Origin of the sequence: Gilliamella apicola (assembly GCF_003202915.1) — a bacterium.
Classification (GTDB): domain Bacteria; phylum Pseudomonadota; class Gammaproteobacteria; order Enterobacterales; family Orbaceae; genus Gilliamella; species Gilliamella apicola_Q.
The window spans coordinates 54,458-72,118 of sequence record NZ_QGLP01000009.1; the positions used below are offsets into that span (position 1 = coordinate 54,458).

At 35.6% G+C, this 17,661-nt stretch carries 16 protein-coding genes; 6 read left to right on the forward strand and 10 right to left on the reverse strand.

What is annotated here, in order from left to right; genetic code table 11:
- Positions 1-78: 78 nt before the first annotated feature.
- Together DKK79_RS12925 and proS are read right to left on the reverse strand one after the other, a co-directional pair.
- Positions 79-657, reverse strand: a complete 579-nt coding sequence (locus DKK79_RS12925; protein ID WP_110424428.1) for a dual specificity protein phosphatase family protein — start codon at positions 655-657, stop codon at positions 79-81.
- 28 nt (positions 658-685) lie between these two features.
- Positions 686-2,401 (reverse strand): proline--tRNA ligase, encoded by a 1,716-nt coding sequence (gene proS, locus DKK79_RS12930; protein ID WP_110424429.1) that lies wholly within the window; start codon positions 2,399-2,401, stop codon positions 686-688.
- A 159-nt stretch (positions 2,402-2,560) separates the two neighbouring features.
- On the opposite strand from proS, the gene DKK79_RS12935 reads away from it, so the two are divergent.
- The 3 genes from DKK79_RS12935 to DKK79_RS12945 all read left to right on the forward strand — a co-directional run bounded on the left by DKK79_RS12935 (position 2,561) and on the right by DKK79_RS12945 (position 5,098).
- The gene (locus tag DKK79_RS12935) at positions 2,561-2,959 is read left to right on the forward strand and encodes a hypothetical protein (protein WP_146212031.1); all 399 of its coding nucleotides are present in this window, start codon (positions 2,561-2,563) and stop codon (positions 2,957-2,959) included.
- A 91-nt stretch (positions 2,960-3,050) separates the two neighbouring features.
- Positions 3,051-3,476 (forward strand): hypothetical protein, encoded by a 426-nt coding sequence (locus tag DKK79_RS12940; protein ID WP_110424431.1) that lies wholly within the window; start codon positions 3,051-3,053, stop codon positions 3,474-3,476.
- A gap of 263 nt (positions 3,477-3,739) precedes the next feature.
- On the forward strand, positions 3,740-5,098 hold the full coding sequence (locus DKK79_RS12945; RefSeq protein WP_110424432.1) for an L-serine ammonia-lyase: 1,359 nt from the start codon (positions 3,740-3,742) through the stop codon (positions 5,096-5,098).
- A 116-nt stretch (positions 5,099-5,214) separates the two neighbouring features.
- Here the strand turns inward: DKK79_RS12945 and DKK79_RS12950 are convergent, their stop codons facing one another.
- The 5 genes from DKK79_RS12950 to xerD all read right to left on the reverse strand — a co-directional run bounded on the left by DKK79_RS12950 (position 5,215) and on the right by xerD (position 11,734).
- Positions 5,215-6,699 (reverse strand): NAD(P)H-hydrate dehydratase, encoded by a 1,485-nt coding sequence (locus DKK79_RS12950; RefSeq protein ID WP_110424433.1) that lies wholly within the window; start codon positions 6,697-6,699, stop codon positions 5,215-5,217.
- A gap of 70 nt (positions 6,700-6,769) precedes the next feature.
- Positions 6,770-8,164 carry a UDP-N-acetylmuramate:L-alanyl-gamma-D-glutamyl-meso-diaminopimelate ligase gene (gene mpl, locus DKK79_RS12955; RefSeq protein WP_110424434.1) on the reverse strand — a complete coding sequence of 465 codons (1,395 nt, stop codon included), beginning with the start codon at positions 8,162-8,164 and terminating at the stop codon, positions 6,770-6,772.
- A gap of 121 nt (positions 8,165-8,285) precedes the next feature.
- Entirely contained in the window at positions 8,286-10,022 is a 1,737-nt protein-coding gene (gene recJ, locus DKK79_RS12960; RefSeq protein WP_110424435.1) for a single-stranded-DNA-specific exonuclease RecJ, read from the reverse strand.
- 66 nt (positions 10,023-10,088) lie between these two features.
- Positions 10,089-10,793: a bifunctional protein-disulfide isomerase/oxidoreductase DsbC gene (gene dsbC / locus DKK79_RS12965; RefSeq protein ID WP_110424436.1), complete on the reverse strand. Its 705-nt coding sequence runs from the start codon at positions 10,791-10,793 to the stop codon at positions 10,089-10,091.
- A gap of 26 nt (positions 10,794-10,819) precedes the next feature.
- Positions 10,820-11,734: a site-specific tyrosine recombinase XerD gene (xerD, locus tag DKK79_RS12970; RefSeq protein ID WP_220019283.1), complete on the reverse strand. Its 915-nt coding sequence runs from the start codon at positions 11,732-11,734 to the stop codon at positions 10,820-10,822.
- 221 nt (positions 11,735-11,955) lie between these two features.
- On the opposite strand from xerD, the gene DKK79_RS12975 reads away from it, so the two are divergent.
- Positions 11,956-12,582 (forward strand): Pr6Pr family membrane protein, encoded by a 627-nt coding sequence (locus DKK79_RS12975; RefSeq protein ID WP_110424437.1) that lies wholly within the window; start codon positions 11,956-11,958, stop codon positions 12,580-12,582.
- Positions 12,579-13,229, forward strand: coding sequence for a glutaredoxin 2 (grxB, locus tag DKK79_RS12980; RefSeq protein ID WP_110424438.1), 651 nt, complete (start codon positions 12,579-12,581; stop codon positions 13,227-13,229). Before DKK79_RS12975 ends, grxB begins: the two co-directional genes overlap by 4 nt.
- A 153-nt stretch (positions 13,230-13,382) precedes the next feature.
- Here the strand turns inward: grxB and DKK79_RS12985 are convergent, their stop codons facing one another.
- Positions 13,383-14,423, reverse strand: a complete 1,041-nt coding sequence (locus DKK79_RS12985) for a tagatose 1,6-diphosphate aldolase (RefSeq protein ID WP_110424439.1) — start codon at positions 14,421-14,423, stop codon at positions 13,383-13,385.
- Positions 14,424-14,605: 182 nt separating this feature from the next.
- Here DKK79_RS12985 and DKK79_RS12990 point away from each other — a divergent pair, with 182 nt between their 5' ends.
- The gene (locus DKK79_RS12990) at positions 14,606-15,925 is read left to right on the forward strand and encodes an MFS transporter (protein WP_220019284.1); all 1,320 of its coding nucleotides are present in this window, start codon (positions 14,606-14,608) and stop codon (positions 15,923-15,925) included.
- Between the two features lie 71 nt (positions 15,926-15,996).
- On the opposite strand, the gene DKK79_RS12995 is transcribed toward DKK79_RS12990, so the two are convergent.
- Both DKK79_RS12995 and DKK79_RS13000 read right to left on the reverse strand, forming a co-directional pair.
- Complete coding sequence (locus DKK79_RS12995; RefSeq protein ID WP_110424441.1) at positions 15,997-16,791, reverse strand: pyrroline-5-carboxylate reductase family protein; 795 nt, start codon at positions 16,789-16,791, stop codon at positions 15,997-15,999.
- 15 nt (positions 16,792-16,806) lie between these two features.
- Positions 16,807-17,658, reverse strand: a complete 852-nt coding sequence (locus tag DKK79_RS13000) for a VOC family protein (protein WP_110424442.1) — start codon at positions 17,656-17,658, stop codon at positions 16,807-16,809.
- Positions 17,659-17,661 lie beyond the last annotated feature (3 nt).

Below are 17,661 nucleotides of genomic sequence, written 5' to 3' on the forward strand. Positions count from 1 at the left end.
ACTTTGAATTTTTTATCAATTTGAGCTATTACCATTATATTATTTAATTTACTCGATTTAATAATTTAAAAAATGATGTTAATCAAATACCGCGTGGCGAATTTGTTCAACATCAACATTTTTAATATAGTTTTGTATATTAGGATAAATATTATAATGATGGCCAAATTCAGGTTGCATTAATTCATCAATAACTTGACGTTTACTCCAATTTTGAAAGACTAAGCGATACATCGCAATAACTACACCAGTCCGGTCACTGCCATGCCAACAATGAATCAATATTGGTTTAGGTGAGTTTTTGATTGTTTTAAGAATTTGGATTATTTTTTTATCGGTAATATTGCCGGCTCGAAGATTAATCCAAACCTCAGAAATCCCTGTATTAGCAATTTTATCCCGATCACTATGCCATAATCGCAGATTAATTATAGTTTTAATGCCTATTTTATCGAGTAGCACTATCTGTTTTAGATTAGGTTGTTCAGAACGATAGATATCGTTTGAAACTTGATAAAAATTATTGGGAAAGGGTGAGGAATTAATGTTAGATTGGCAACTGCTAATAATAAAAGCTAAACAACACAACAAGAAAAGGTTCGTTATTTTGCGCAGTTTAAAATAATAGTGAGCCATTAATTGTTGTGTTCTATACATTAGTAAAACTTTAATTTAATTGTTAAATTTATTGTTGACGACGTTTGATAAATTCAACGATATCGTTAACCTTTATCAACTCTTTATCGCCACCAGCACGATGTTTATATTCGACATCACCATTATCGAGGTTACGATCACCAATAACAATAGTATGTGGAATACCAATTAATTCAGCATCAGCAAACATAACACCTGGGCGCTCTTTTCGGTCATCAAATAATACTTCGATACCAGCGGCTTGAAGATCAGCATAAAGTTTTTCCGCCGTTGCTTGTACTTTTTCTGATTTGTGCATATTCATTGGAATAATAACAACAGTAAAAGGTGCAATCGCTTCAGGCCATATAATTCCGCGTTCATCATGACATTGTTCAATCGCAGCAGCAACAATTCGGCTAACGCCAATACCATAACAACCCATGATCATCACATGATTTTGACCATCTTCACCTTGGACAGTTGCTTTCATGGCTTCTGAATATTTAGTCCCAAGTTGGAAGATATGCCCAACTTCAATGCCTCGTTTAATTTGCAATGTGCCTTTGCCGTCAGGACTAATATCGCCTTCAACCACATTACGAATATCTTCGATACGAGGTAGAGCAACATCGCGTTGCCAATTGATATTAAAGTAATGTTTATGGTCAATATTAGCACCTGCAGCAAAATCACTCATTACTGCGACATCACGGTCAATTATAGTTGGCATACTGAGCTTGACCGGCCCTAAAGAGCCAGGTCCTGCATTGACTAAGGCACGAATTTCATCTTCAGTTGCAAACTCAAGTGGTGATGCCACAATATCAATTTTTTCTGCTTTGATTTCGTTTAACGTATGATCACCACGGACTAATAGAGCCACAAGTTGGTGACCACTCTCTTTAGTTGCCTTAACCATTAACGTTTTAACGGTTTTTTCAACTGGTATATTGAATTGTGCAACTAATTCATCAATTGTTTTGGCATCAGGCGTATCTATCAATTGCATCTCTTTCGTTGGCGCTTGGCGTGTTTGAGTTGGTGCTTGAGCCTGTGCCATTTCAATATTGGCGGCATAATCGGATTCCGTTGAAAAGACGATATCATCTTCGCCACTATCCGCTAATACTTGGAATTCATGTGACCAATTACCACCAATTGAGCCAGTATCAGCACGTACCGCTCTAAAATTTAAGCCAGCCCGAGTAAATACCGCACTGTATGCCTTATACATATCATCGTACGTCTCTTGTAATGACTCTTGCGAGGTGTGGAACGAATATGCATCTTTCATAATAAATTCACGTGAACGCATCACACCAAAACGAGGGCGGACTTCGTCGCGGAATTTAGTTTGAATTTGATATACATTAAGCGGTAATTGCTTATAAGAGCTTACTTCATTACGAAGTAAGTCAGTGATCACTTCTTCATGAGTTGGCCCTAAGACAAAATCACGATCGCCACGATCTTTAATACGTAATAATTCAGGGCCATATTGTTCCCAGCGGCCACTTTCTTGCCATATATCGGCAGGTTGTACCACTGGCATTAATACTTCAATTGCACCGGCTTTATTCATTTCTTCACGAACAATATTTTCCACTTTTTTTAGTACGCGATAACCAGTGGGCAACCATGTGTACAATCCGGCAGCAACTTTGCGGATCATACCGGCACGTAGCATTAATTGATGACTAATTACTTCAGCATCTGCTGGCGTTTCTTTTAATGTAGATAGAAGATATTTACTGGTTCGCATACATTTATCCTGAAAAATAATTTATATATAAATATAATAAAAATGTTAGCTAGTTTAGCAGTACCAAGCGCAACACAAAAGTAATTTTATTAGTAAATATGGTTATAAATGTTTATATGTGATAAATTTTCTTTTATTGAGAATAAGTTACTAAACAATATGGACAAATTGAACATACCTAAATTAAAACAACGTTTATTTTTTCTCTTCTTAGCTGTACTTATTTTATATTGGCCGATTAAATGTACTAAATATCATCTGTTTGATTTAAGTTATCAAGAGGTATTAGAGTTTTATTGGCGAACTGATGGTTGTAGTCGACTGTCTAATACAAAGGAATATATAATGGAATGTCCTTGTGATAGTTTTATTCAGCCTGATGACCATTTTACCATTACTGATGATGGCGATTTATATTTTGAAAATAAGTTTTATGGTAAATTGATATTAAAAGAAAAACCTAGTTTTTTCCACGACACATCTGAAATATTGTCTGGTGGCTTTATGGAAATTATACGGTCAGATTTAGGTGTTGTTTGTTACTATGATTCGATATAAAAATATTGCGCGGTTTTTTTATTCTATAATTGGCTTTTAAACAACTGTTCCGCATTTTTTATAACTATAAAATTAAGATAAAAGAACCTTTATGCAAAAACGTCAAACTGTCATATATAAATTAGTGCATTATTTATTTTTCCTTTTTTTGATTGCACTGGTTTTATATTTTCCTTCTAAAATTGTCACATATCATTTGGTTGATTTTAGTTATCAAGAAATTACCAACGAAATGTGGATAGAAGATCGCTGTTATTATCCGGGCGAGTCGGAAAATGATAAATATGACTATGGCAAAAACTGTAAAACTTGCCAACAAATAGTCCCAGCAGATGCAGATAAACAGGATTTTTATATTAAAGAGGGAAATAAATATCTTATTGGTATTGATAGATTACGAAAAGTTTATTTAAAGAAAAAACCAGATTTTTTCCACATAGATAGGTTTACTGGTGGAGAGTTACATATTTTAGATTATGATACAGGTATTACCTGTACTTATTATTCATATGAATAATTTGCTAAGAAATGATAATAATCAAATAAGTGCGCTAAGTAAGAGTTGGTTTCACAAAATTATATAACTAGCGGTTTTCAATCTAAAATTTTCTTTCAAAAAAACTGTTCCGCAACTTTTTATTAAAATTTATTTTAGGATGAAGATTTAATCTCAATTAATGGCTTGATTCGGCAATTGTTATCACCATAATATAGCACTAAATATAAGTCGTTTGTTTATTTATAAACTAGAGCAAGTCGAAGATTACAAAAAGGGATAACATGGGTTCGGTTTTTGATATATTCAAAATTGGTTTAGGTCCTTCAAGTTCACACACCGTTGGTCCAATGCGAGCAGGTAAAGCATTTGTTGATGAGCTTATTGATAATGGACAAATGTCGTTAGTGACTAAAATTGTGGCCGATATATATGGTTCTTTGTCACTGACGGGGAAAGGCCACCATACTGATATTGCAATTATACTTGGATTAGCTGGCGAAAAACCTGATACCGTCAATATTGACCAGATCCCGCATTTTATTCAAACTATCAATCACTGTCGTAAACTACCAATATATAACGGTAAATACCAAGTTGATTTTTCCTGCGAGAGTATTATCTTTCATTCTACCTTTTTACCACTACATGAAAATGGTATGACGTTAAGCGCTTATCATGATGATCAGCTTATCGCCCAAAAAACTTATTATTCCGTGGGTGGGGGCAAAATTGTTGAAGAGGCGTTATTTGCCCAACAAGATCAGAATGCGGTTAAGCTACCTTACCCTTTTTCTAGCGCAGCACAGTTATTGAGCCATTGTGATGATAATTCGCTGTCGGTATCCAGTATTGTGCTAAAAAATGAGTTACAACTGCACAGTTATGATGAAATAGTAAATTATTTTTCTTTAGCTGGCCAAACAATGCTTGATTGTATTAAACGAGGTATGAATACCGAAGGATTATTACCGGGTGCGCTAAAGGTTCCGCGTCGAGCAAATGCGCTTTATCGGCAATTATTAACTAGCAAAAGTAATAATGATCCAATGATTGTTATTGATTGGATAAATATGTTTGCGCTAGCGGTTAGTGAAGAAAATGCTGCCGGTGGCAGAGTAGTAACAGCACCAACCAATGGCGCTTGTGGCATCATTCCTGCAGTACTTGCATATTATGATAAATTTATTGATCCGGTATCCACAGATATTTTTATTCGCTATTTTTTAACTTGCGGAGCCATCGGATTACTTTATCAAAAAAATGCTTCTATTTCTGGTGCAGAAGTTGGTTGCCAAGGTGAAGTTGGCGTAGCTTGTTCAATGGCGGCGGCTGGTTTAGCTGAATTGTTGGGCGGTAATCCTCAGCAGGTTTGTATGGCTGCCGAAATTGGTATGGAGCATAATTTAGGGTTAACTTGTGATCCGGTTGATGGTCAAGTGCAAGTTCCGTGTATTGAGCGCAATGCGATTGCTGCAGTCAAAGCAATTAATGCGACGCGTATGGCATTAAGACGTACTACGGCGGCGATTGTATCGCTTGATAAGGTGATTGAAACAATGTACGAAACTGGCAAGGATATGAATGCTAAGTATCGAGAGACATCACGCGGTGGGTTAGCAATTACCGTTCATTGTAGTTAGTCATTAAGTTTACAACTCAAAATTCGCCGATTTTGTATTCGGCGACATAATCTTATTATCATCTTCCTTGATTATAAACCCTTACTCGATATACAAAATTATGGTTATTTTTATAGCTATACAGATAATACTTGGTTGAGACTATCAATGATATCACTGGCTAATAAACTATATTTATTTTGTTTTTTTAGAGATGCATCACCAGCTAGCCCATGTAAGTAAACACTTACTGAAGCAGCCGTAGTTGGTGGTAAATGTTGAGCGATAAGCCCTGCCATAACCCCAGTTAACACATCTCCGCTACCGCCGGTTGCCATACCACTATTACCAGTTTGATTAATATAAGTAGCTTGTTCAGGCATAGCGACAATCGTTTTGGCATCTTTTAATACGCAGATTAGTCGATAGTCTTGTGCAAATTTTTTAGCAGTAGGAATTAGATTATCTTTTATTTTTTCAATTGGTTGATTAATTAATCTTGCCATTTCACCCAAATGCGGAGTGACAATAATCGTTGATTGTACTAGTTGCAATAATTTTATATTTTGTGCTAAAACATTAATTCCATCTGCATCAATGATTATAGGAACCGTTGCATGTTTTAATACATGCGATAAGATTTTGTGAGTATCATCGGATAGTCCCATTCCTGGTCCAATAACAATGACAGACGCCCAATCGATAAGTTCTTTAAGTATTTTGGTATCAATATTATTGACAATAAATGGCGTGAGTAATAGTTCAGGTAGTTGGGTTAATAAGATATCCCGATTGGATATTGGTGTGTAAATACGTACTAATCCAGCTCCGGTTTTATAAGCAGCTTTCGCTGCAAAGTAGGCAGCTCCTGACATATTTTCTGAACCGGCAATAACTAACACTTTGCCATGATTACCTTTATGACTGTTATTTAATCTGCGCGGCAATAATTGAGGTAATTCACTGGATTGGTAAGTGTAATGACTTGCTGGACTAGTTGCATAGATACCTATGTCGGCAATAATGACTTCGCCAGCCAATTCAACGCCCGGATAAAGTGATAAACCTATTTTTGAATAGGCAAAAGTTACTGTTTGTTTTGCTTTAATCGCCGTACCAAGAATTTTACCTGTATCGCAGCAAAGTCCCGAAGGAATATCAATAGCAAGCACATCGACATTGCTGTGATTTATTCGTTCGATCGTGTGAAGAAAATCACCGGTAACAAAGCGATTAAGCCCTATACCAAAAATAGCATCAACAATAGTCGTATATTGGCTAAACGATTCGGCCAAAGACGTAATAAATTTAATATTATAATTTTGAGCTATTTTAATTTGTTGTGAAGTTTCGTCAGATACATTTTCTGCTTCACCAATCAAGTATACATCAACATCAATATGCTGCAATTTAAGTAAGCGAGCGACAGCAATACCATCACCACCATTATTACCATAGCCACATACTACCGCGACTTTGTTTAAATTATAGCCATTGATATTGAGTTGATTTACTACAGCTAACGCAGCCCGTTCCATTAATACTAGTGAAGGTAAGCCTATTGTATTTGAAGTATAAGCATCATAATGCTTCATTTCAGATGAGGTGACTAAGTATTGCATAAGACTGCCTCTAACTGTAAATGAGATGCCACGTTAAGTGGCAAAATCATAAAGGTAAATTAATCATGGATTAGATTAATGGTTCTTCATCTAGTAGCTCTTTTAATTGCTGTTTTTGTAAACTTTCTAAAATTTTATTATGAATTCCATTAAAACCACCATTACTCATAATTAAAATGGCATCGGTAGGTTTTGCTGCTTTGGTTATCATTTCAACTAATAAGTCTATATCGCCGCTCCAATATGCTGGTTGGATACAAGCATCTACGACATCAGCAACTAACCATGGTAGTTGTTCAGGTTGAAAAATAAATATCTCATCCGCTCGACCTAATGATGGGGCAAGTTCGTCTTTGGATATCCCTAATTTCATAGTATTAGATCGCGGCTCTAATACCGCTAAAATTCGCCTGTTAGCGCCAATTTTACTGCGCAATGCTTCTAATGTTGCTAATATTGCGGTTGGATGATGAGCAAAATCATCGTAAATTTCAATATTATTAACTTCTCCGTATAGCTCTAAACGTCTTTTAGCATTTAAAAATGATCCTAAAGCTAAACACGCATCTACGGGCTCAATACCAACATTGTGTGCAGCAGCAATAGCCATTAAAGCATTATGCATATTATGTTCACCAACTAAAGAGTAGTTAACTTCACCCACTTTTTTATTGTTATAATAAACGGCAAAGTTGCTAGCATCATTAGCGATTTTTTTGGCTAACCAACCTTCTTCAGATTCTGTAAAGCTCTGTTCACTCCAACAACCTTTTGCTAATACTTGTTTTATATTGGTATCTTCTTGAGGTGAAATAATCAATCCTTTACTTGGTACTAAACGAACTAGGTGATGGAACTGTTTTTGGATTGAACTAAGATCATCAAAAATATCAGCATGATCAAATTCCAAATTATTCATAATTAGTGTTTTGGGGCAATAGTGCATAAATTTAGAACGTTTATCAAAGAATGAACTATCATATTCATCTGCTTCAATAACGAAAAAATTGCCTTCACCTAACCTTGCTGATAACTCAAAATTACCCGGTACACCACCAATGACAAAACCTTGTTTGTAGCCCTGTTTTTCTAAAATCCAGTTAACCATGCCTGCTGTTGTTGTTTTGCCATGAGTGCCGGCAACAGCAATAACCCAACGGTTTTTTAATACATTATCGTGTAGCCATTGTGGCGCAGAAACGTAAGGAATATTATTGTCTAAAATGTATTCAACACAAGGATTACCTCTGGATAGCGCATTGCCAATAATGACTAGATCTGGCGTTGGCGTTAATTGTGAAGGATCATCCCCTTCGATAATATCAATATGCTCTTTTTGTAACAGCGTACTCATTGGTGGGTAAACATTTTTATCTGATCCGGTTACTTTATGGCCTAATGAACGAGCTATTAATGCAATGCCGCCCATAAATGTCCCGCAAATCCCAAGAATATGAATATGCATTTTTTGTCCTTACTATTATATAAATTTTACTGATGATAAAACTATTGTTTTGCGCGCTAGATTTTTATGGTTAATAGATGTTGTTTTTTGATATCTCTCAATTATAGTCGATTTTAATAGTTTATGCGATAGGCCAAATATGCCTTATCATTAAGTTTAGCGTTTGATTACCACGAAATTCATTCACATCTAATTGATAAACAATTTTTGCATTTTTTATTGTATGGTCTGGCCAGTGGTTTAAATTGACATTAAAACATATCCCTTCAATTATAGGGCCGCCGTTTTTAGGTTCGAGTACCAATTTAAGGTGCTTCTCGCCAAATAAGCGTTGTTGATGAATAATAAATTCACCATCAAATGTCGGTTCGATAAACCCTTCGCCCCAAGGGCCGGATTCTTTTAATTGCTTAGCGATTGAGTAATTGAAATCTTGATTATCGATTTCACCATCGGTTTCAATGATTTGTTCGAGTACATCTAAATCGAGTTGTTCAGTTATCAATGCTTCAAAAAGTGCGCTAAATTGATCTAAATCTTTTTCTTGAATACTTAATCCAGCAGCCATGGCATGCCCACCAAAGCTAACTAAAATATCGGGATATCTCTGATTAAGTTCATCGAGTATGTCTCGTAAGTGAATCCCTTCAATTGATCGTCCGGAACCTTTTAATAATCCATCTTCAGTAGAGGCAAAACATATAACTGGACGATAATGTTTATCTTTCAAACGTGCCGATACAATACCGATAATACCTTGATGCCACTGCGAATGATGTACAACTAATGCGTTCGGAAAAGTAGAATTTTTCTGTTCTATTTGTTCAATATAGGATAACGCTTCTTGATACATTGTTTGTTCAATCAATTTCCGATCATGATTAAGAGTATCAAGATCGGTTGCTTGTTTAATGGCACTATCATAATCTTCACATAGCAGTAATTCCACACTAAGCGACATACTATCCATTCGTCCAGCTGCATTTAGTCTTGGAGCTATGTAATAGGCAAGATCTGTGGAAGTCAACGTAAGTGGATCTCGTCTAGATATATCTAATAATGCTTTGATTCCTTCACAACAATAACCGGCTCGAATACGGCTAATACCTTGATGTACCAATATGCGATTATTGAGGTCAAGCTTTACCACATCGGCAATAGTGCCAAGTGCAACTAAGTCCAGCAAGCAGGCAATGTTATATTCTGCTAAATTATGGTTAGCAAACCAGTTTTCTTTACGCAGTTTTGCTCGTAACGCCAACATAAAATAAAAAGCCACACCAACACCTGCTAAGTTTTTTGAAGGAAAAGTGCAGTTTGGCAAATTAGGATTGATAATCGCATCCGCCGCGGGTAGTTGTTCTGGGCATAAGTGGTGGTCGGTAATAATGACCGTTAAATTTGCTTGTTTGGCATATTCGACCGCCTCAACAGCCGAAACCCCGTTATCAACGGTAATAATGAGATCCGCTTTTTGTAAAATTGCTTTTTTTACAACGTTGATACTTAGGCCATATCCATCATCAAACCGATTTGGAATAATATAATCGACAAATTGACAACCCATTTTTTTTAACGCTGTAACTGTTAATGCGGTACTTGTTGCGCCATCAGTATCAAAGTCTCCGACAATGACGATTCGCTGATTGTTCTTCATTGCACAATAGAGAAGGTCGACAGCGGTATTGGTACCATCGAGATTGTCGTAATTACATAAGTTACGAGTGCTATAGTCCAACTCTTGCATAGACGTTATTCCGCGTAATGCATAAATGCGTTGCAATAATAACGGAATATCATTTGATAATTCGGGCAACTTTTCGGGTAATTTTCGGTGGATTACTTTATCTGCTTTCATATTATGAATGTTAGCGCTAATGCGCTAACATATTGTTGTATTTTAATGATTATAAATTATGTAATACTAGTTTTTAGCTTTCTTTTTTAAAATTTCAATTAATTTATCAGCGGGAACATAACCTGAAACAAGTTGCCCATCTGCTAATACTAATGCTGGTGTCCCGCTAATACCTAATTTTTTACCAACATTAAATTGTTGTGTCACATAAGGGATCATGCTGTTAGCTGGCGAAATTTTATTACCTTTATAAGCATCTTCAAAAGCGGCTTTGCGGTCAACCACACTCCAAATAGATTGCATATTTTTGCCTACTTCACTATTCGCACCGGCACGAGGGAAGGCAAAATAGTGAACTGAAATACCTGCATCTAAATATTGGTTAATATTTTCGTGTAGTAATTTACAGTAATGACATGTGTAATCGGTAAAAACAGAGATGACGTATTTTTCATTTGGCGCTTGGTAAACAATGGCATCTTTTTCAATTGATTTCATTAATTTTAAGTTATTGCTATTGGCAATATTTACCGGTTCACTGCCTTCGAGATTATATATTGGTCCTTGGGTTAAAAATTTACCATCATCAGTGACGTAAAAAATACCATCTGGTGTGGTAACACTTTTTAGTCCTTGTACTGGATTATTTTCGATGGTAATTTCTTTACTGGAAAAACCTAATTTTTCCATTGTATTGGTAATATCAGCGTTAGTCGCTAATACTGAAGTTGAGATCAACGCTAAACTTAAACTGATTACTAATTTTTTCATTCAATTATCCTTAGTTTATTAAACCGCTATGCGCGAGGATGATGCTTGCTGTGTAGCTGTTTCAATCTTTCTGTTGCAACATGCGTATAAATTTGTGTAGTTGATAAACTACTATGCCCAAGTAACATTTGTACTACTCGCAAATCGGCACCATGATTAAGCAAATGGGTGGCAAAAGCGTGTCTAAGTACATGAGGCGAAAGGGCTTCAATATTAATGCCCGTTAGTATGGCATAATATTTTATTCTATGCCAGAACGTCTGTCGTGTCATTTTTTTACCCAATCGACTTGGGAAAAGTACATCGACTGGCCCACTCTTTAGAAGGTCACTACGCGCATATTTGAAATAGTATTCAAGCCAATATATAGCCTCTTCCCCCAGAGGAACTAAACGCTCCTTGTTTCCTTTACCTACAACTCTTACTACACCTTGCCTAAGGCTCACATCACTAATTTCTAAATTAACTAACTCCGAAACTCGTAATCCTGTCGCATAAAGTACTTCTAACATGGCTTTGTCGCGTAGTTCGATTGGATCATCTATATTTGGCGATTCAAGTAGCGCATCAACCTGCAACTCGGTTAGATCTTTGGGTAATTTTTTGGGTAACTTTGGTGATGATAACATAGCTGATGGGTCATCAGTACGATAATTTTCTTGATATAAGTACTGGAAAAAACGTTTAGTCGCACTCAGTAAACGAGCAGAGCTACTTGCTTTATAACCATCTTTTACACGTTGCAATAAAAATTCTTGTAAATTTGTTGATTGTGCAGTGAGGAAATTAACTTGTTGTGCTTGTAGTGATTGGCTTAATGAAAATAGATCAAGTTTATAAGATTCGATAGTATTTTCAGCAAGATTTCGTTCTAACCAGATTGAATCTAAAAATTGTTCAATTAGTATTTTATTTTTCGGTGATATATCTTTATCAGACATCAATGGTCAACTCTTTTTTCAACACTTTTTAATATTATATACTAACTGACAATAACTTGTCGTTGTTACATGACTATCGCAATAGAAACGCATACATGTTGCAATGTTGAGTTATTGAACAAATTAAATAACAATTAATTTTAGTTTATGTTGGAATAATATTTTGTATCTTTCCTATCGCCTACTATATACTGAATTATCGGTTATTTTTTTGATAAGTTATGTTAAAACGAAATATTAATCTTTTCATTGCGTTATACGCTTTTTTGGTTATTGGCCTTGAAACCAATATTTATTGGCATACCCAGCTTAGACCGTGGCAACCTATCACCCCAATTGGGCGAATAATATTTTACTACAGTTTTTTTACGGTACTTTCTAATCTAATGTTAGCATTTAGTTGCTTATGGCTAACTTTTAATCCGAACTGTAATCGATATTGTTTCAAGGTAATACGATTGAATGGTTTAGTTGGCGTAATTATAACAGCGATAGTCTATAACTTAATCCTAAGGGGAATTCATAAACCACCTAATACCTTACTACTGTTTGCCAATGAAAGTTTACATGTGATTCTCCCGGTTCTTGGCATATTAAGTTGGTTAGTTTGGGGACCATTTCGACGTATTCATTTTAATGTCATTGTTGGATCGTTTTTGTCGATGTTAGTTTATGGTATTTATATTTTTATACGAGGTTATATTACACAACAATATCCATATCCTTTTATTAATGTAGTAAGGATCGGATATGTTAAAGCGCTATATGCTGTTGGTTCGGTTTTTGTGCTGTTTTTAGGCTTGGCCTTTTTGTTATGGGTCATTGATTGCTTTAGGAGACGAATATGAAATTGTATATCTATGAACACTGTCCTTTTTGTGTACGCGCAAGAATGATTTTTGGGTTAAAAAATATTTCTGTTGAGCAACATGTTTTTTTAAGTGACGATGCTAAATCACCAGAAAGCATGATTGATGAAAAAATGGTACCTATCTTACAAAAAGAAGATGGTAGTTATATGCCAGAAAGTTTGGATATTGTTGCTTATGTGGATAGTAATTATGGTGGCAGTGCTATTTTAATCGGGCCTAAAAATCCAAAAATTGCCGAATTAATAAAACAACTTCAACAATATGATTATAAGTTAGAGTGTCCTCGTTATATAAAACTTGGTTTAGCTGAATTTGCTACTCAAGCTGCTATTGATAATTTTGTCACTAACAAGAGTAAAAAGTTGGGAGCGTTTGACGATTGCCTCGCTCAAACTGATTCATTAATAGCTAAGGTATCGGATTTATTAAATCAGCTAGAGCCATTAGTGGTGTCTTCTAATGCATGTAATGGAACGTTATCTTGGGATGATATTTGCTTGTTTCCTATACTGCGCAATTTAACTTGTGTTAAAGGACTTAAATTCCCAGCTAAAATCAAAGACTATTTACAATCAATGTCTGAAAAAAGTAAGGTTGATTTATTTTTCGATAAAGCCGTCTAATTGCAGATAGGTGTAGTTGCAGATAGCTGTAGAAGTATGGACTGGTGAATCGCTGATAATCTATAGGTGATTAAATAAAAGAGTACAACTAAAATAGGAAAAAAAACGCTGTACTCTTTTTTCTTAATAAACTTTCGTTATTAATTAAAATAACTAATTACTTAATACCGGATCAATAATTTCAATCTTATCTTTACCACCGTACACATCATACCACGGTGTTGCATATTGTTTTAGAATTTTATTTAGTTGTTCAACATTTTCACGGCCAGTCGAATCAAGCCAACGTTTTAAGCTATCTTTACCACCTTTAGCATAGGCTGCTACACCTTCAAACCATGTTGCCCGACCACCTAAAATACCACTGTATTTAGCACCATGTTCACCAGCAAAGATAAGTTCTTGATGGAAAGTTTTGGTTGGTACGCCAGCACTTAGATAGATAAATGGACGAGTGGCCGCATCGCTAGCTTGTTTGAAATAATCAGCCGCTTGTTTTTGTGAATATACCGCAGGATTATTATCGTTAAATCCTTCAACATTTTTAAATAGCACTGGCACTTCTACTTTTAAGATATCGATGTAATAGTGATCTTTAGTGAATTCTTCAATGGTTTTGATCACTTTTTGTGGTTTAATTTTGGCAAATTCCGGACTTTTATCGTCAGTAATCGCATTATCATAGACAATCGGTTCCACAAATACCGGAATATCAGCTGCTCTTGCTTCGTTACCTAAACGCTCTAAAAAGGCATGTTTTTTATCTAAGATATCTTGTGGATCATCAGGATTATAATAAACAAGGACTTTTGCGGCATCAGCTCCTTTTTTTAATAAACGTTGAAGTGAGTCTTCAGGTAAAATATCGGGTAAACGGCCAGGGGTATTGGCATCGTAGCCGGTTTTTTCATATGACATAATTAACCCAGCATTTTTATTTTTGGCTGCCATACCTTTAAAACCAAGCTCTTCATCGAGCAAAATGGCACTAACATATTTGGTTAATTCCTGAGAAACAAGCTCTTTAAATTCATATACCATATCAATATGATAACGCTCTTGCCCAACGGCATTTTGCATCATTTTTACCATTGAACCACGTTGATCGATTGCTAATGCTGCAATTACACCATCTTGGTTAGATAATTGTTGCATACGGTTGAATTTTCCACGAGAAATGCGTTTTGTTGCCATTTTAAAACTCTCCATTTAATAAGATTTTTTCATTTTAGGTTTTTATCTGGCCAAATATTAATCATTTAGTGCTAATTTGATTTTTATTTATTTTTAGATATTTTCTTTTAAATAACAGTTAGTTCCTGTATAGTAGTGCGGATCATTAGACTGTTTGTAAACAATTATTTACAAGGATGATTATGTCAAATTCAGCAATTTCCTCAAATGTGCGAACATTAACTCATCAGGATTATAAAACGTTAGCGCTTTCTGCATTAGGCGGTGCATTGGAGTTTTATGATTTTATTATATTTGTCTTTTTTTCAATAACAATTAGTCATCTGTTTTTTCCTGATGATATGCCTGCATGGTTAAGTCAAGTACAGACTTTTGGTATTTTTGCGGCAGGCTATTTGATTCGCCCTTTTGGTGGTATTGTGATGGCTCATTTTGGTGATATATTTGGCCGCAAACGAATGTTTACACTGAGTATTTTGTTAATGGCGTTACCAACATTATTTATTGGATGTTTACCTACTTATGCCAGTATCGGTATTTTTGCTCCATTACTATTGTTAATGATGCGTTTATGCCAAGGGCTTGCCGTTGGCGGTGAAGTTCCGGGGGCATGGACATTTGTTGCTGAACATGTGCCTAAAAATAAAATTGGTTTAGCTTGTGGCATTTTAACTAGTGGCTTAAGTTTAGGTATTTTACTCGGTTCACTAGTATCGACAATAATGAGTAAAAGCGTCTCGTTAGAGCAAATGAATGAGTGGGGCTGGCGAGTTCCATTTATTATTGGTGGTATTTTTGGTTTAATTGCTATGTATCTTCGTCGTTGGTTAAAAGAAACACCAATTTTTCTCGAAATTCAGCAACGTAAAAATCAAGAATTAGCTAAAAAATTGCCGGTGATTACTGTACTAACCCAATATTTACCGCAAACTATTTTATCGATGTTACTAACTTGGGTGTTATCAGCCGGCATTATGGTGATAATGTTAATGACGCCAATTTTATTGCAAAAACAATTTGGTTTTTCAGCGTTTGATGCCTTGCAAGGCAATATATTAGCTATCATCGGACTTATCATTAGTTGTACATTTTACGGCATGATGATGGATAAGTTTTCAATGGGCAAAGTACTGGTTATTGGTTGTACTATTGCCGCTATCATGATTGCTATATTTTATCTATCATTGGATAACCCGAATCTTCTGTTTATCACTTATTCATTAGCGGGTTTTAGTGTTGGAATCGTCGGTTCTTTTGCCTATTTTATGGTTAAAGTATTCCCAACCGAGGTGCGTTATAGTGGGGTGTCGTTTTCATTTAATATGGCTTATGCCATCGCCGGTGGCTTAACACCATTATTAATATCCTTTTTTAGTGATTTTGTTAGTAAAATGGCTCCCGCTATTTACGTTGTTGGATTATTTTTATTAGGTGCATCAATAGGACTATTTTTATTAATTAATAATAATCTCCAAAAATATGTAGCAAAAGATATCTCTTAAAATCTAATAGATACTAAAAAAGTTTGAGGAACGTGGTTTCTTACGTTCCTCAACAAGTAGATTTAAGCAATTTACTGTTTTTTCCCTAGTTCAACAGTTCGAATTACTCCCGCTCTAACACTTCGTTGTAATCCCGCTGCGAAGTCACTGTTATTTAGTTCATACAAACTATGAATGCCAACACCGGCTGGTGAGTTATTAATATCCAGTAATTGTCTTGGATGTTTTTGACTTGATTGAAGCATACAGGCTGCACCGTGTAAATTTTCAATTGCAATGCGTTTTGCCATATCGCGCGACAAGCCAACTAAAACCCCAGCATCAACTAAAGACTCATAAAAATAATAGATATAATTAGGTCCGGCAACCGCATAACCGGTAAAAATATCAAGCAGTGATTCGTCAATATATTCAAGCTTACCAAAGCTGTTGAAGAATTGTGTGACCGATCTCTGTTTTGCCACCGCCTGATCATTAACGTCAGTAGCAACACCTGAATAACCAAAACCTGTTTCAGTAAGTGTATTCGGAATCGTTCTAATAACAGGAATATCAACGGTTAATGATGCTTTTATTTGGGCAATTGTCACGCCAGCGATGATTGAAATGATAATGATTTTATTCGTCTTAAATTGTTGAACAATGTCACTCCATGCATCTTGCGGTCGAACCCCTAACACAATAATATCTGCATTGACGATTTTTTCAGAAGGTGTAACCCCATAAGTTAATTGTAAATAGTCTAAGCGAGACTTAACGATATCGTTTACTAATATATTTTGCGGTTTATAGACTTTGTTTTTTATTAGTGCTCTAATAATCGCTTCAGACATATGGCCGCTACCAATAAATAAAATATTACTCATACTAATAGTCCCTATTTATAATTGACTAAAGATCAAAACAACACCATATGTTTCGCTGGCAGGTACAATAAGCTTATCATTTTGTAAATTAAATCTAATATTCCCTTTTTCTAACGCTTGTTGGGTTTGTGCTAATGATTTAGTCGTTAACCCTAAAGCAACTTTACGATCTTGGTCATTATTAGCTTTGCTTAATGATGCCCCAAAAAGACGCTCTGTTGCGCTTGGTGTAAGGTAATCAATATATTTGTCATCCGCTTTTAGGCGTACTCCTCCGTCAATATCGATAATTTTTGCTGATGGGAAGGTGTTTTCCAATAATTTGATTGAGGCGTGGGGATTTTGCGCCTCAATAATGACCTGATTAATATTGATAACACCATTGGGATGCGCTTGCCACTCTTTACGCCAAACGAGTTCGGGAGTGAGTTGATCGCAAAAGAAGATCTGTCCATTTGGTGTATAGGCAGGATCTAATCTAACGGTTCTAAAACGCGCTTCAGGTTTTGTACCATCATTTAATTCGACAGGTCTAAAAAAGGATCGAGGACCTTCACCCTCAACTTTTATGCCATTGTTAACTAGATGTTGATAGAGTTCATTGGCATTTTTGGTTTTGAACACCAGTCCAGTTAGCCCATCAGCAAAACGCCAACTTTTATCCACTTTATCCGCATTTTTGGGCTCGAAACCCAAAAGCTCAAGATAGGTAGTGGTAAATATTGCTAAATTGTTACTGGTTCCAAGTGAATGGTGTCCACGAGGCGTTGTTGTGAACCCCAATTTTTGATATTGAGCATTTGCTTCGTCGAGCTGATCGGATACGGTTATTACAACATGATCAATTTGTGGAATAAGTGTTGTCATTAT